The organism is Devosia sp. RR2S18 (assembly GCF_030177755.1).
GTDB classification, from domain to species: domain Bacteria; phylum Pseudomonadota; class Alphaproteobacteria; order Rhizobiales; family Devosiaceae; genus Devosia; species Devosia rhizosphaerae.
On sequence record NZ_CP126539.1, the window covers coordinates 1,303,510 to 1,318,002 of the forward strand.

Consider the following 14,493-nt stretch of genomic DNA (forward strand, 5'->3'; position numbering starts at 1 on the left):
GCTTATTCTCCCATCGCGCCGAACAGCGCTTTTTGAGCGATTTTGAGGGCGCTAATCGCGTCGTGCCGGCTTTGGGCTTCTTGGAGGGCGTCTACGTCCAGAGCGTCAAGGCCTTTGGCAGCAGCCTTGAGGAAATCGATGGCGTGCGTGGCCGTGGCGACGCTATCCTCGCGGAAGGGGAACTGATCGAGCTGCCATACACCTTCCCACTTGTTCTTCTTGAGCACATAGAAAAATTCAAAGAGCTCGATGGGATGCAAACTGCCGGCAACAAGGTCGTCGTCCCAGGAGCGATAGTTGTCGTTGACGTCCATGCCAAAAAGGCGGCCGTGATCAAGCGCGAGTTGGGCTGAATCGGCGGCGGACTCACCGCCCATGATGGCGTGACCGAAGTCGAGCAGTATGCCGACGTTCGGCAAGCCGATCTTTTCGATACCCAGGATGGTACGGGCGACCGACCCGAAGCTCATGCGGACGCGAGGTTCGCGCGGCTTGTACTCGATGACGAACTTGAGGTCCGGGTTCTCGGAGGCGAGCTGACCGACGCCGTCAAGCGAGCGCTGCCACTGGGTTGAATAATCGACTTGGAAGGGGTAGTCCCAACCGTCCTGGCCAGGCCACAGCTTTACATAATCGGCCTTATGGAAGCGGACGACGTCGCAAGCGGAAGTGATCAGCTCGTGGGCCTTGCGGCGAATGCCAGCATCTGGATTTGTGAAGGCACCCTTGACGAAGTCGCGGGTGTAGATTTCGGGCGTGATGCCGATGACGCCGAGCTTGTTGCGCTCGAGCGCCTCCTTGATCTGCGCGTCGCTGTACTCACCCCCGAAATATGGCCAGTTGAGGTCGACCACGGAAAGATCCTCGACGCGGCCGGCGAGATCGATGGCTTCGATAATGTTGCGCGGAACGCCGTAGCCGTCGGTGGCATAGCGGTCAAGGTAGGTGGCAAAGTGCCAGATGCCAGCGCCGAAACGTTGAGCCATTAGAATCCTCCTGTTGTCGGGTGCTTTGCTGACCCGGTGAGCGTTTGGGCGATGGCATGTTGCCAGCGCAAAAGGTTAGCCGCGCGGGCTGTATCCGACATCTGCGGCGCGAAACGGCTGGCGAACGGCACAGCTTCTAAAAACTGTCCAAAGCCTGAGAAAGCCAGCGCGGCGGCCCCTAGGGCGCTGACTTCTGCTGCAGCGGACGTCGCCACGGGGCGGCCGATCATGTCGGCTTGAAACTGCATGAGGACGCTGTTCCGGGAGGCTCCTCCGTCCGCCCGCAGATCGGACAGAGAAGCGCCGGAGTCGTGCTCCATGGCAGCAAACACATCAGTGACCTGAAAGGCGATCGCTTCAATGGCTGCGCGGGCGAGGTGGGCTGGCTTTGTGCCCAGAGAGAGACCGGTTAACGTCCCCCTGGCATCAGCTCGCCAGTGCGGTGCGCCCAATCCAACCAAGGCTGGCACGAAGACTACGCCATTGCTGTCCGGGACGCTCGAGGCGAGGTCCGAAAGCTGTGCAGCGTCCTTGAGGCCCAGTAGCTCAGCCATAAAAGCAGCGGACTGCCCAGAAACGGAGATATTACCTTCCAGTGCGTAGACTGGTCCGTCGGCAGTGCTCCACGCGATGGTGCTGGATATCCCTCGGCTGGAGAGCACTCGCGCTCCCGTGAGCGCCATCAAGGAGCTGCCAGTGCCATATGTCGCCTTCACTGCCCCTGTAGTCCGCACACCGTGGCCGTAGAGCGCTGCATGGGAGTCTCCAATCATGGCATGAATTGGTGTCCCGGCGGGCAGAGCGCTTACGCCGGCTGCCACACAACCGAAGAGTGAGTTGGATGGACGCACTTCGGGCATCATGCTCAGTGGCACTGAGAATAAGCGGCTGAGTTCTTCATCCCACCGCAGAGCAGCGGTGTCGAAGAGCTGTGTCCGTGATGCATTGGAATGATCCGTGCAGTGCACAGTACCCCCAGTGAGATTCCAAAGCAGCCAGGTGTCAACGGTTCCCGCCCGGAGTTTCCCGTTCTCTGCTCGTGCCCGTGCCCCTTCTACATTGTCGAGGAGCCACGCAATCTTAGCAGCCGGAAAAAGTGGATCGAGGGTGAGCCCCGTCTTCTGCTCGACCATGTGCGAAAAACCCGCAGCGTGCAGGGCTTCGCATTTGGGCGCCGAACGACGGCACTGCCAAGTGATACAAGGGCCCACCGGCACTCCGGTCTCCGCGTCCCACACAACAATCGACTCCCGCTGATTGGAAATGGCGACGGCGGCGACCTCTTGGCGGGAGCCAGACTTGCTCAGCACGTCCTCTATTGCCTTGAGCACGCCCTCCATAAGAGCTGTTGCGGACTGTTCGGCCCAACCGGATTGCGGATAACTGACCATATTCGGCACAGAGGCTTGATCGACGATCTCCCCGTTGGCGTTTACGAGGAGCGCCTTCGTGTTCGTTGTGCCCTGGTCCACTGCCAGAACGAATCCCGACGCTGTCATTTCTTGCGAGCGATCGTCTGACGAACGGCATCGGCAATCCCAGGTTCGGTGAGCCCAAAATGCTCCATCAACCACTCGGCCGAACCTGTGGGGAGAAACCCTGGAAAGCCCATGATCCGCATTGGAACTGGATCGTTGCTGGCCACCAATTCTGCAACTGCTCCTCCGAGGCCGCCCCGGACAGAGTGCTCTTCGACTGTTACTATGGCGCCCGTGCTAGCGGCGTCCAGGATAGCTTGCTGGTCGAGCGGGTTGACTGTTGCCATATTGACAACTCGCGCGGAGATACCTTCGCTGGCAAGTTGCTTGGCGGCAGCCACCGCCCGGTGCACCATGGTGCCATTAGCGATAATCGTCGCTTCAGTGCCCTCCACCAAAGTTTCTGCCTTGCCAAACTCGAAAACGGCGTGGGAACGGTCGAGTGCCGGGACAGGCATTCTGCTGACCCGAATGAAAACTGGTCCATCGATCTCCGCGGCCGCCCGGATGGCCTGTTCTGTTTGCCATGGGTCCGCAGGCACAACCAAGGTCAGATTGTTGAACAGGCGTAGCCAGGCAAGGTCTTCGATTGAGTGATGCGTTGGCCCAAGTTCTCCATAAGCCACGCCGCTGGATTGACCGACGAGTTTTACGTTCACGTTGGAGTATGCGATATCGGCTTTGATCTGTTCCATCGCACGGGCGGTTAGGAAGCATGAGGCGGCCGAGACAAACGGCACCTTGCCACCGTTGGCAAGGCCGGCGCCGACCGCGACCAAGGTCTGCTCGGCGATGCCAACGTTCACCATCCTCTCGGGAAACTTCTTGCGAAACCCGCCGAGCTTAGAAGAGCCCACGCTGTCGCTCACCACTGTCACAATGCGGGGGTCAGCTTCCGCCAAAGCTTCTATCGCCGAGGCGAAGCTGTCTCGGCAGTCGAAGTATCCGTCTTTCTTAGGGGCAGCACTCATTAGACCAGTTCCGCCATGGCTTGCTCGTATTGTTCCTTGTTGGGCACTCCATGGTGCCAGGCAACGTTGTCGTGCATGAAACTGACGCCCTTACCTTTGAAAGTGTTTGCGACTACGCAGAGAGGCTTTCCACGTCCCTTGGGAGAAGCAGACAGCACTTCGAGCAGTGCACCAGGGTCATGACCATCCACCACTTCCACACGCCAGCCGAACGCTTTCCACTTGTCGTCCAGAGGGTCCAGCGTGGCCGTCTCCTCGGTGCGGGCACCTTGCTGCAGTCGATTGCGATCAACAACGACGGTGAGATTTTCCAGCTTACGGTGTCCCGCAGTGAGCGCTGCTTCCCAGTTGCTGCCTTCCTGTAGTTCGCCGTCACCAGTAAGCACAAAGGTCCGAAAACTTGCGCCGTCCATCTGCCCCGCAGCTGCAATGCCGACCGCAACCGGGAGGCCGTGACCGAGGGGGCCAGTATTTGTTTCTACGCCGGGTAAGTAGTTGCGGTTGGGATGGCCGTTGAGCTTGGAGAGCGGCTCCATGTAGGTTTTGAGTTCTTCTTCGGGGAAGTAGCCCGCAGCCGCGAGAGCGGAATAGAAGGCTCCGGTGCAATGCCCCTTGCTCATGACGAACCGATCTCGAGCCGGATCCTGCGGCGCCTTTGGGTCGTAACGCATCACACCGAAGTACAGCGTCGCTAGGATGTCGCTGGCGCTGAAGTCGCCGCCGGGGTGTCCCAGTTGGGCATCATAGACCATCTGGAAGCTGCGACGGCGTATCCAAAGGGCGCGGTCTTTGATGGCTGCAATGATGTCATTGCGGAGGTCTGGGTTAGCGGGGGGCAATTGCTGTTCCTCTGGCGCGGTTGAGTAGGCCCATGGGAGCTTTTGTCATTTAGCTTAGCCTTGGGGGTTGCTGTATGCAACGCGAAAAATTCGTGATTTTTGCGGTTTCAGTTTCGTGCCGTAGGCCTAGGGTTTGCTGAGATATTGCCGTTGACATGAGGTAGAAATCTACGTCACATATACAACAAAACACAAAAAATCGCAATGAACCAGAATGGTCGGCGAAATGCTTGAGGAGAATCTGATGGCCAAGCGGCGCCTGAGGTGGACCGTGATCCTTTTCGCTGCTGCATTTTCCCTGTCAGGCTGCAAAGTTGTGCAGATTGCCGAGCAACAAGCTGCTGCGCCTGCCGGATTCAATGGAGAGACTTTCGCGCAGGAGCTCTGGGATCCCCGGGCTTTGCCTTACTTCGGGGAGACGGCAAAGCCCGTCGGCGAAGTTGTTCCAGTCATCACTGCTGATCTCGAGGTCGCGGGAACCAGATTTGGGTACCGGGCAGGCGAAGGTTCTCCGTGGAGCTTCGTGGTTTCGGGCAGCGGAAAGGTCGTAGCCAAGAACACCGAGTCACGGGCGGGCATACTCGAGGTGGCGGTCGAAGGAATGGCGGAGCCGGTTACAATCCAGATTGGTCCAGTTATCCGCGGCAATGCCATTCGAGACGCGTTGCCGTTTGTGTCCTTCAAAGACTTCACCAATCAGCTCGAATACGCCAATGCCGGCAAAGCACTCACTGCATTGGCTTTCGAAGGTATTGCCGAAGTCGCGAGCGCGATCTCTGTGGGAGAGATGGTCACATTCACAGGGGCGATCAGTGTGAGCCGCGCAGGCGATGATGTGCTGATAACACCGGTATCTCTGGAGGTCGCACCATGACCGGGGACGCTGGTGTAGTTCTGAGCGCCCGCGCGATCACCAAAGCGTTCCCGGGTACGGTGGCGCTGCAGGACGTCGATTTCGATGTGTACGCCGGGTCGGTCAACGTGCTGATAGGCGAGAACGGCGCCGGCAAGTCGACGCTGATGAAGATTTTAGCTGGCGTCGAGCGCCCGACGCTCGGCAAAATTTCTATGCAGGGGAAGCTGGTGAGTTTCTCCTCGATCCGCGACGCTGCGGAGCAGGGCATCGGCATCGTCTTTCAGGAACTAAACCTGTGCCCCAACTTGAGTGTCACCGAGAACGTTTTTCTGGGCCGCGACATCACTAAGGTTGGTTTCCACATCGATCGAGCGGAGCAAAGACGGCGCACAGCCGAGCTCATGAAGCTACTCGAGCATGACATCGACCCGGATGCTGAGGTCGCCGACTTGATGATCGGTGAGCAGCAGATTGTCGAAATCGCCAAGGCACTGGCCGAAGACGCCCAGATACTCATCATGGACGAGCCGACCTCTGCGCTCTCCGCATCCGAGGTGGAGGTGCTGTTTCGTGTCATCGGTGAGCTCAAACGCGCTGGCGTGGCGATCATCTACATCTCGCACCGACTGGAGGAGCTCACTCGCATCGGCGATTACTTCACCGTTCTGCGGGACGGCCGGCTGGCCGCTACGGCGCCACGGGCTGATGTCACCATTCCGTGGATCATCTCGAAGATGCTGGGGTCCGAGGAGGTTGCCGCCAAGAGGCCGCCTGCCGGACCTCCAGGCCCCGCTGTGCTGGAAGTGGACGCTCTGAGCTTGTCGCGCCGTGGTCATGGCATGGCCGTGGACAACGTCTCGGTCTCATTTCATAGCGGCGAGATCACTGCGATCTATGGTTTGCTGGGGGCAGGCCGGACCGAACTTTTCGAAAGCCTATACGGCCTCCGTTCGGAGGTGACTGGATCGGTGCGGCTCGAAGCTCGGGAACTCAGTGGACATTCGGTTGCGAAGAGGATGGCTGCAGGGCTCTTGCTCGTGCCCGAAGACCGGCAACGTGACGGCCTGGTGCAGAACCTCTCGGTCGGCGGTAATCTGGGGCTGGCCAGCCTGCGCCGATTCACGCGGTTCTTTTCCATTTCAAAGCAGGCCGAGGCGCCGCTCCTTCAAGACATCATGAAGCGGCTTCATATCAAGGCGGCGGGTCCTGACGCTCCCATCACGTCTCTTTCGGGAGGCAACCAGCAGAAGGTGGTGATAGGAAAATCTCTCTTGACCCAACCGCGCGTGCTGCTGCTGGACGAGCCTAGCCGTGGCATCGACATCGGCGCCAAGGCAGAAGTCTTCTCGACTATGCGCGAACTGGCAGACGGCGGCCTCGCCGTGGTCTACACCACTTCGGACCTCAAAGAGACTCACGCAGTAGCCGACCGTATTTTGGTCATGGCTTCCGGCCGCATCACTGCAGACCTCAGGGCTGAAGATGCCACCGACGAGGCTCTGGTCCGTGCCTCCACCCCCAAGTTTGAAGAGCCGGCTGTCGCCTAAGGAGTAGCCCCATGTCCTCCACTGTTTCTGCCACCGGGAATTCGCCACAGACTGGCAACGCGTCGGCGCTGCTCCTGCTTCTCAAGCTTCGGACTTTCATTGCGCTAATCGCTGTAACACTGTTCTTCGCCTTTATGGCCCCGAACTTTGTGTCGGTCGCCAACGCGGTAATCATCTCGAAGCACGTCGCCATTAATGCGATCCTCGCTATCGGGATGACCTATGTGATCCTCACCGGGGGCATCGATCTATCGGTGGGCTCGATAGTTGGCTTGACGGGGATGGTCGCTGGTGGCCTGCTCGTTCACGGTTTGCAGTTGCCGATGCTCGGCATAGTGATTTACCCCAATGTGATCGAAGTCGTGCTGATAGCACTTGTCGTGGGAACTGCCATCGGGGCGATAAACGGCTTATTGGTGACAAAGCTTGGGGTGGCGCCCTTTATCGCGACGCTAGGCACGCTCTATGTGGCTCGCGGTGCGGCGCTGCTGCTCTCGAACGGTGCCACCTTCTCCAACCTGGTGGGGCAGCCGGAACTGGACAATCAAGGCTATCCCATCATTGGATCAGGCCAGATCTTGGGCGTACCGGTTCCGATTATCATCCTGATCGTTCTTGCGCTGGTAGCCGCTTACGTCGCGCAGCGAACTCCATTTGGCAGGAAGGTCTACGCGGTGGGAGGCAACGAGAGAGCTGCGGCGCTCTCCGGTGTTCGGGTCGATCGGATCAAGATCGCTGTCTATATGATCTCTGGTTTTTGTGCTGCCGTGGTGGGACTGATCGTCTCGTCCCAATTGGTGGCAGCCCATCCAGCGAGCGGGGAAACCTTCGAACTCAATGCGATTGCCGCGGCTGTTCTAGGCGGCACTTCTTTATCGGGCGGGAGGGGGCTTATTGGCGGTACAATCATCGGCGCCTTCGTCATTGGTGTCTTGAGTGACGGGCTGGTGATGATGGGCGTTTCCGAATTTTGGCAGATGGTGATCAAAGGCTTGGTGATTATTGCGGCTGTTGTGCTCGATCAGCTGCAACGCAGACTTGCCGCCAACACGCGCCAAGGTTAGAGCCTAGGAAAACATCCGGAGAGCGACCCAGTGGCCGAAGTCAAGGCAATCAGCGATACGCCGGTACGCAGAAGGCGGAAGCCTACAAGCGACGCGTCGCGGCAGAACCTGCTCGCCGAGCCGCGCCGGATGAAGATTCTTGAGTGGCTGCAAGAAGAGGGAAGTGCCCGGGTCCGCGAACTCTCGCAGGCTTTTTCCGTTTCCGAAGCGACTATCCGTCAGGACCTGGAGAGGCTGGATGCTGACGGCTATGTGGTGCGTGAGCATGGTGGTGCCTACCTGAAGTCCGTACCACAACAGGTGCAGTCAATGTCGCTGCAGCACCTGGAGAACATGGACCGGAAAAAACGGATCGGTCGAGTGGCGGCATCACTTGTGGGCAATGGTGAGACCATCATCCTCGATGCTGGCTCCACGACGACTGAGATCGCCAACAATCTCACCGGGCACCAAAATCTGAACGTGATCACGAATGCGATCAATATCGCCCTGCTGCTGGGAGGGTTGCCGACCATGGCCGTCCACCTGTCGGGTGGGCAGTTCAAGGCGCCGACCCTTTCGGTTACCGGCGAAAAGTCGGGAGATTTTTTCAACGGGGTATTCGCCGAGAAGCTCTTTCTGGCGACTGCGGCCGTGTCTTTCGAAGCTGGCCTCACCTTCCCGGCAATGGCCGACCTGTACGTGAAGCGAGCTATGATCAAGGCTGCGTCGAAAGTATATCTAGTTGCTGACAGCACTAAAATCGGCCGAACTTCGTTTTCGTCCCTCGGCCCGCTTGATCTGATAGGCGGCTTTATCACGGACGACGGAATAGCTGACCGAGAGCGAGCCGAATTTGAGCGGCGCGGAATCGAAGTCATTATCGCCTGATAGCGGGCCAATCGACAGCTCTGATCCAAAATTCGTTGTTCACCCCATCGCGAGCGCCGTTGGCAGGGAACACCTCGCGATTTCGGTAAAGCTGCGCAGTGAACAAAATGGTGGGGCCGATCGCCGACTCCACTCAACAGTCCTGCCTATGTCCGGAGGCGGCGGTCTGCCGACGCATTCTACGCAAATTCCGCTTATTGACTCCTCGTGAACAGTGAGTAATCATCAGCAAACGAAAAAAAAGCTAATTGCCGATAAGGCAGCCGATTGCGTGCCCGACCCGAGAGGTCAATAGGAGGACTGACATGAAACTTGTAAAAGCGGCGGCTATTGCGTTCAGTGCATTGGCAGGCGCTGCCCTGACCATGCCCGTAGTTGGCCAAGATGGCGATTTAATCGTGATCATTACACCCAGCCACGACAACCCGTTCTTTGCAGCGGAAGCGGAAGGCGCAAAAGCGCGGGCGGAGGAGCTAGGCTACACGACGCAGGTGTATTCACACGATGACGACGCCAATAAGCAGAACCAGCTGATCGACTCAGCCATTGCCGCCGGTGCCGAGGCGATCATCCTTGACAACGCCGGTGCCGACGCTTCAGTCGCGGCAGTCCAGAAGGCGAAAGACGCAGGCATTCCGTCGTTTCTCATTGATCGTGAAATCAACGCCACGGGCGTTGCCGAAGCCCAGATCGTCTCCAACAACTACCAGGGAGCGACGCTCGGAGCGGAGGCTTTCGTTGAGGCGATGGGCGAGGAGGGCAACTACGTAGAGCTCACCGGCAAAGAGTCCGACACTAATGCGGGCGTCCGCTCGGCGGGATATCACGACGTGATCGACCAATACCCAGATATGGAAATGGTGGCACAGCAGTCGGCAAACTGGAGCCAAACCGAAGCTTTCACGAAGATGGAGTCTATCCTTCAGGCAAACCCGGACATCAAGGGTGTCATTGCCGGAAACGACACCATGGCGATGGGGGCCCTTGCAGCGCTAGAAGCTGCGGGACGGTACGACGTCGTGATCGTCGGATTCGACGGATCCAACGATGTGCGCGATGCAATCCTTGCCGGCAAGATCACTGCCACCGTTCTGCAACCTGCGTATAGGCAAGCTCAGTACGCCGTTGAGTTGGCCGACAAGTTCCTTAACGAAGGCTCGACCGGCGAGGACGAGAAGATCTCCATGGATGCCGTGCGTATTGATGAGAGCAATGCGGCCCAGTTGGACACCTTTCAGCTCAACGATGCACAATAGGATTTGACCTCCCTAGAGCACTGTATCCCGGGCCTGCCGCCCGGGATTTTTTGTGCCCAGTCCACGAGAGGGGCTCGTGCACCCCGCACTTGCCAGCGACAAGACAGAAGGGGATCGCTATGCGATTCGGCCACTATGCCGTAGAACCAGGCCGACTGCGCCCATGCAGTTGTCGTTGGTTAGGAAGCGGCCCCGCAAGAAGTTCGGATATTTCCCTTGGCCCACATCACTCATTTTGATGAGTGCGTGTTTCTCGTAAGCAGCGCGCAAAGGCGCCACAACGAGGTCGCCCGCAGTCGCTAGAACACCTCCGATTACAAACAGCGGCGGATTGAGGATGCTGCCCACGGCAGCGAGGCTGCGACCGGCGGCTTCCCCTGCGTCGCTGAGCAACCGCTGGAGCCCCACGTCTCCCGCTGCAGCGAGGCTGATGACTTCCTCGATCTTGGTCGTCCGGCCCATCCTCACCTGTGCTTCTCGTACAAGACTCAGGGTGCTCACGTACATTTCCAGGCACCCCCGATTGCCGCAGCGGCAGAGGGGGCCATGAGGGTCTAGCACCACGTGTCCAAACTCGCCGGCAGCTCCGGACGTGCCGCTAAGAACCCTTCCGTTGACGATCACTGCGCCGCCCACTCCAGCGTCTAGTTTAAAGAAAACGAAGTCCTCAGCGCCAGCGGCTGCTCCCCACATCATCTCAGCCAAAGCTGCGCAGTTGCTTTCATTGTCAGCAAAAATGGGTTTTTCGAGCACATGTGCAAAAACCGCACGGAGGTCGACGCCGGCCCAGGTCGGCAACATGGAAGCTCGCATTATCAAACCGTCTGGAGCAAGTGGGCCCGCTACTGCGAAACCCGCTCCGAGCAACCCTGCATAAGACAGGCCGTGCTCTTTGTAGAGAGTGTCGATAGCGTGACGGACGGCGCGGGCCGCGCGTTCGGGTCCATAGTCACTCTCCAGCGGAAGCAAACTCTCTGCCAGAACTGTGTGAGCTACGTCCGCCAGGATGATCCTGATCTCATTGAGGCCCAGCAAGATGCCCACGCAGGTTCCCGCCCCAGGGTTAAGCGAATGGGCTAGGGCGGGACGGCCAGCGGACGCGGCTTGTCGAGTGGTGGTCTCAACTTCCACCACGAGGCTTGAGCGCTTCAATTCGCCAAGAGTGGTGGAAACTGTGGAGCGGGCGAGTCCGGTTGTACGCGCGAGTTGGGAAGCGCTGACGGCTCCGTGTCCACTAAGTGCACGGACCACTTTGGCAGCCGGAGAATCTGCCCGACGGTCGTAGAAGAGGCCGTGAAGGTCTCCAGTGTTCATATTGGCCAAGGCCGTCTCCTCTTATTTGGCCCTGTATTGGAGTGCCGGCGCGGCTACTCAAGCTACACGACGTGAATTACGTCGCTCATGACATAATTGCGCCTTGACACACCATAGAGGGAAGGCTCTATAAATGTAAATATTCGCAAAAAAGCGAAACCCTCGGGAGGAAGATATGGAATCCAGAAGCACGAAATCCCTTTTGACACTCGGCGTCGCTGTGGCGACGCTCGGGCTTGCTATGAGCCCGAGTGCCTATGCTCAAACCATTGATGTTTGGACGATCAGTTATTCGTCTGATGCCCAGATCAACGCGCTCGAGGGCGCTGCTGAGCAGTTCGAGGAGACGCACCCGGGCGTTGAGGTAAACATCACCATGCGCGGGGTGGATGAGCATAAGACCGCTTTGCGCGTCGCCGCAGGCTCTGATAGCGGCCCGGACATCTTTATGAGTTGGGCTGGGCTTGGCCTAGGCGGCGAATATGTTAACGCCGGTCTTAGTCAGGATATCAGCGACTATTACGAGGAGTACGGGTGGGAAGACAACCTATCCTCTGCTTCAATGGGCTTTGCCGGTCAGTATGGTGGAATGCACGGCATTCCGTTCCGTTTCTCAGGCGAGGCAGTCTACTACAACAAAGAGCAGTTTGAGAGGGCGGGGATCACGGAAGAGCCGTCGACCTATGATGAGCTGGTCGCGGCGGCCGAAGCGCTCAAGTCTGAAGGTATTCCGGCATTCACGTTTGGCGGTTCGGTGAACTGGCACGTGATGCGCCTCATGGATGTTCTGCTAGAAACCACCTGCGGAGCTGAAACCCACGACCAGCTCATTGGAATGGAACTGAGTTGGGCTGATGAGCCCTGCGCGGCCGAAGCGTTTTCTGAGCTGCAGATGTGGACACAGAATTATGTTCTCTCGCCGTTCATGGGCATCGATCAGGCGCAATCCTTCAACCTGTTCGTGGGAGAGCGTGCTGCAATGATGTTGGAGGGTGATTGGCTGGTGCAGCAACTGGCTGAGAACACCGATGTGTCGCACTTCGGGGTCTTCCCGTTCCCCACCGGCACTGGTCGCCTCTATGGCTTCGCTGAGTACTTTTATATGTCTTCGAATACGGAGCATCCGGAACTCGTTGCAGAGTTCTTTGATCTCTTCGTGTCGGATGAATACCAGGACCAGATCAAAGGTGCCTTCGGCGCAATCTCCGTCAATACGAACGTGTCGCTCGGCGATGATGCCACTCCCTTGCAGGAAGAATGGCTGACGATCTTCGATGAGGCGACCGGTACCTTCGTTAATGGCGACCAGGGGTTCCCTCTCGCCGTCACGACTGAGTACTTCCGCGTCATCAATGAAGTGGCCTCGGGCAACATGGAGCCATTAACGGCCGCCCAGGAGATGCAGACGTTTATCGACAACCAGTCGTAAGCACAAAAACAGTGGCCATCCCTTCCAGGGATGGCCATTGAAGAAACACGTGAGGCTAGCGCTCTTAACTTACGTGGCGCCGAAGTCCCAAGGATCCGCTCCATGAACATGAAAAAAAGGCTTCAGGACGCTCGGTTCCAGGCTGTCGTGTTGCTCGGTCCGGCTTTGGGGGTCTATGCAATATTCGCCTTGTACCCGATGCTCGACGTGTTTGTGCTATCTTTCCAGCGGTGGAACGGACTTGCGCCAAACAAAGAATGGGTGGGGCTGGAAAACTATCGACACATATTCACCAGCGATCCTGTTTTTTGGACGGCATTCAGAAATACGGTCATTTGGACCGTGTTGTCGGTTATATTCCCACCCCTTATCGGTCTCCTCTTAGCTCTTGGACTTAATCAGCAGCTTTTTGGTCGAGGGGCTCTGCGCGCAGTCTATTACCTGCCAGTGATCATCGCGCCGATTGCGGTCGCCACGATGTGGCGGTGGATGTATGACCCCTTCTTTGGGCTCTTCAATCAGATTTTGGCGGGGGCGGGTCTGCAGGGTTGGATACAGGATTGGCTCGGCGACCGGAGGATTGCACTCTACTCTATGTTTGTTGCTCATCTCTGGCAGTCTGTCGGCTTCTCGATGGTTCTGTTTCTGGCGGGACTTCAAAGCGTAGACAAGTCGCTGGTTGAGGCTGCTCGCATCGACGGGGCGAAGCGAACGCAAGTGTTCAAACACGTCACGCTGCCTGCACTGCGAACAACCCTGACCATCGTGCTCGTTCTCTCAATCATCTCCTCCTTGAAGGCGTTCGATATTGTTTATGGGATGACTGGGGGTGGGCCGGCACAATCGACACAAATGCTCGCCCTTTGGGCCTTCACGCAGGCCATGCAGATCTTTGACTTCGGACGAGGAGCGGCCATCTCGGTGGTTCTTCTGTTGATCACCGTTGCAATCGTGGTTCCGTACCTTCGCTGGACCGAACGTGGGAAAGCAGCGTCATGAGCAGAGCAATGACACATCCTGAAACCCTGTCGGGCACCACCGAGGTGGCGCCGAAGCGATCTGATCCTGTTCTGATTGGCCTCTGGATCGCTCTGGTGGTCGTAGCTATCCTCTGGATCGCCCCCTTTATTTTCATAGTCTTTACGTCACTCAAGTCTGCGGCGGCAGTGACGAATACCGGTGCATTCACGCCTCCGACCGATCCGCAGTGGACCAATTATTCCCGCTCCTGGGAGCGTGGGAAGTTTTCGACCACCTTCTTCAATAGTGTCATTATCACCGTGATAAAGGTGCCGCTTGGGCTCTTAATTTCAGCGATGGCAGCCTACGCGCTCGCCCGCATGAACATTATCTGGCATAAGGCTCTACTGCTCGTGGTGATATTTGGCACCATGATCCCGTTCCAGGTAATGTTGGCGCCACTATTCACGTTGGTGAACTCCTTTGGACTGATCAACACCTATCCGGGAGTAATCCTACCGTACCTTGCTTTCGGAGTTCCCTATCAGGTCTTCGTATTGCACGGGTTCTTCAGCAATGTGCCGCGGGAACTGAGTGAGGCTGGCCGGATTGATGGCGCCTCCCACATCACAATATTCCGTCGCATCATTCTGCCGATCTCGGTACCTGTGCTGGCAGCTCTGCTGATCCTCGACTTTGTCAACACGTGGAACGAGTTTGCTATGGCCTTGGTCCTGCTGCAGGACCCAGACAAGTGGACGCTGCCGCTTGGCCTTATGTCCTTCCAGGGGCAGTTCTCCAGTGACTACGGACAGCTTAATGCGGCCATCGTCATGACGGTTCTGCCGGCCACCCTCGTTTATCTCATTTTCCAGCGCTATTTCGTATCGGGGCTGACCTCCGGTGCCGTTAAGGGCTGAGAT

Annotated in this window: 13 protein-coding genes; 8 read left to right on the forward strand and 5 right to left on the reverse strand. The window is 57.9% G+C overall.

The window, feature by feature from the left end; translation table 11 throughout:
• Nucleotides 1–2 precede the first annotated feature (2 nt).
• From QOV41_RS06335 to QOV41_RS06350, 4 genes are read right to left on the reverse strand one after another with little or no spacing between them, the layout of a single operon-like run.
• Nucleotides 3–986 (reverse strand): sugar phosphate isomerase/epimerase family protein, encoded by a 984-nt coding sequence (locus tag QOV41_RS06335; protein ID WP_284580281.1) that lies wholly within the window; start codon nucleotides 984–986, stop codon nucleotides 3–5.
• Nucleotides 986–2,485: an FGGY family carbohydrate kinase gene (locus QOV41_RS06340; protein WP_284580282.1), complete on the reverse strand. Its 1,500-nt coding sequence runs from the start codon at nucleotides 2,483–2,485 to the stop codon at nucleotides 986–988. Before QOV41_RS06340 ends, QOV41_RS06335 begins: the two co-directional genes overlap by 1 nt.
• Nucleotides 2,482–3,435 carry a transketolase family protein gene (locus QOV41_RS06345; RefSeq protein ID WP_284580283.1) on the reverse strand — a complete coding sequence of 318 codons (954 nt, stop codon included), beginning with the start codon at nucleotides 3,433–3,435 and terminating at the stop codon, nucleotides 2,482–2,484. The genes QOV41_RS06340 and QOV41_RS06345 overlap by 4 nt, the downstream gene beginning before the upstream one ends.
• Nucleotides 3,435–4,274: a transketolase gene (locus tag QOV41_RS06350; protein WP_350150772.1), complete on the reverse strand. Its 840-nt coding sequence runs from the start codon at nucleotides 4,272–4,274 to the stop codon at nucleotides 3,435–3,437. Before QOV41_RS06350 ends, QOV41_RS06345 begins: the two co-directional genes overlap by 1 nt.
• A gap of 244 nt (nucleotides 4,275–4,518) precedes the next feature.
• On the opposite strand from QOV41_RS06350, the gene QOV41_RS06355 reads away from it, so the two are divergent.
• The 5 genes from QOV41_RS06355 (at nucleotide 4,519) to QOV41_RS06375 (ending at nucleotide 9,867) form a co-directional block, all read left to right on the forward strand.
• Nucleotides 4,519–5,148, forward strand: a complete 630-nt coding sequence (locus QOV41_RS06355) for a DUF2291 family protein (protein ID WP_284580284.1) — start codon at nucleotides 4,519–4,521, stop codon at nucleotides 5,146–5,148.
• Nucleotides 5,145–6,677, forward strand: a complete 1,533-nt coding sequence (locus tag QOV41_RS06360) for a sugar ABC transporter ATP-binding protein (RefSeq protein WP_284580285.1) — start codon at nucleotides 5,145–5,147, stop codon at nucleotides 6,675–6,677. The genes QOV41_RS06355 and QOV41_RS06360 overlap by 4 nt, the downstream gene beginning before the upstream one ends.
• An 11-nt stretch (nucleotides 6,678–6,688) precedes the next feature.
• On the forward strand, nucleotides 6,689–7,741 hold the full coding sequence (locus QOV41_RS06365; protein ID WP_284580286.1) for an ABC transporter permease: 1,053 nt from the start codon (nucleotides 6,689–6,691) through the stop codon (nucleotides 7,739–7,741).
• Between the two features lie 30 nt (nucleotides 7,742–7,771).
• The gene (locus QOV41_RS06370; protein WP_284580287.1) at nucleotides 7,772–8,611 is read left to right on the forward strand and encodes a DeoR/GlpR family DNA-binding transcription regulator; all 840 of its coding nucleotides are present in this window, start codon (nucleotides 7,772–7,774) and stop codon (nucleotides 8,609–8,611) included.
• A 305-nt stretch (nucleotides 8,612–8,916) separates the two neighbouring features.
• Nucleotides 8,917–9,867 (forward strand): D-ribose ABC transporter substrate-binding protein, encoded by a 951-nt coding sequence (locus tag QOV41_RS06375; RefSeq protein ID WP_284580288.1) that lies wholly within the window; start codon nucleotides 8,917–8,919, stop codon nucleotides 9,865–9,867.
• A gap of 117 nt (nucleotides 9,868–9,984) precedes the next feature.
• Here QOV41_RS06375 and QOV41_RS06380 read toward each other — a convergent pair whose 3' ends face one another.
• Nucleotides 9,985–11,181 (reverse strand): ROK family transcriptional regulator, encoded by a 1,197-nt coding sequence (locus QOV41_RS06380; protein WP_284581201.1) that lies wholly within the window; start codon nucleotides 11,179–11,181, stop codon nucleotides 9,985–9,987.
• Nucleotides 11,182–11,356: 175 nt separating this feature from the next.
• On the opposite strand from QOV41_RS06380, the gene QOV41_RS06385 reads away from it, so the two are divergent.
• The 3 genes from QOV41_RS06385 to QOV41_RS06395 all read left to right on the forward strand — a co-directional run bounded on the left by QOV41_RS06385 (nucleotide 11,357) and on the right by QOV41_RS06395 (nucleotide 14,490).
• Complete coding sequence (locus QOV41_RS06385; protein ID WP_284580289.1) at nucleotides 11,357–12,610, forward strand: ABC transporter substrate-binding protein; 1,254 nt, start codon at nucleotides 11,357–11,359, stop codon at nucleotides 12,608–12,610.
• A gap of 102 nt (nucleotides 12,611–12,712) precedes the next feature.
• Nucleotides 12,713–13,609 carry a carbohydrate ABC transporter permease gene (locus tag QOV41_RS06390; protein WP_284580291.1) on the forward strand — a complete coding sequence of 299 codons (897 nt, stop codon included), beginning with the start codon at nucleotides 12,713–12,715 and terminating at the stop codon, nucleotides 13,607–13,609.
• An 8-nt stretch (nucleotides 13,610–13,617) separates the two neighbouring features.
• Nucleotides 13,618–14,490 (forward strand): carbohydrate ABC transporter permease, encoded by an 873-nt coding sequence (locus QOV41_RS06395; protein WP_284580292.1) that lies wholly within the window; start codon nucleotides 13,618–13,620, stop codon nucleotides 14,488–14,490.
• Nucleotides 14,491–14,493: the final 3 nt, after the last annotated feature.

Coding starts and splice junctions, on each gene's coding strand:
- QOV41_RS06335 (WP_284580281.1), bottom strand. CDS start 986: ATGGCTCAACGTTTCGGCGCTGGCATCTGGCACTTTGCCACCTACCTT.
- QOV41_RS06340 (WP_284580282.1), bottom strand. CDS start 2,485: ATGACAGCGTCGGGATTCGTTCTGGCAGTGGACCAGGGCACAACGAAC.
- QOV41_RS06345 (WP_284580283.1), bottom strand. CDS start 3,435: ATGAGTGCTGCCCCTAAGAAAGACGGATACTTCGACTGCCGAGACAGC.
- QOV41_RS06355 (WP_284580284.1), top strand. CDS start 4,519: ATGGCCAAGCGGCGCCTGAGGTGGACCGTGATCCTTTTCGCTGCTGCA.
- QOV41_RS06360 (WP_284580285.1), top strand. CDS start 5,145: ATGACCGGGGACGCTGGTGTAGTTCTGAGCGCCCGCGCGATCACCAAA.
- QOV41_RS06365 (WP_284580286.1), top strand. CDS start 6,689: ATGTCCTCCACTGTTTCTGCCACCGGGAATTCGCCACAGACTGGCAAC.
- QOV41_RS06375 (WP_284580288.1), top strand. CDS start 8,917: ATGAAACTTGTAAAAGCGGCGGCTATTGCGTTCAGTGCATTGGCAGGC.
- QOV41_RS06380 (WP_284581201.1), bottom strand. CDS start 11,181: ATGAACACTGGAGACCTTCACGGCCTCTTCTACGACCGTCGGGCAGAT.
- QOV41_RS06385 (WP_284580289.1), top strand. CDS start 11,357: ATGGAATCCAGAAGCACGAAATCCCTTTTGACACTCGGCGTCGCTGTG.
- QOV41_RS06390 (WP_284580291.1), top strand. CDS start 12,713: ATGAACATGAAAAAAAGGCTTCAGGACGCTCGGTTCCAGGCTGTCGTG.
- QOV41_RS06395 (WP_284580292.1), top strand. CDS start 13,618: ATGACACATCCTGAAACCCTGTCGGGCACCACCGAGGTGGCGCCGAAG.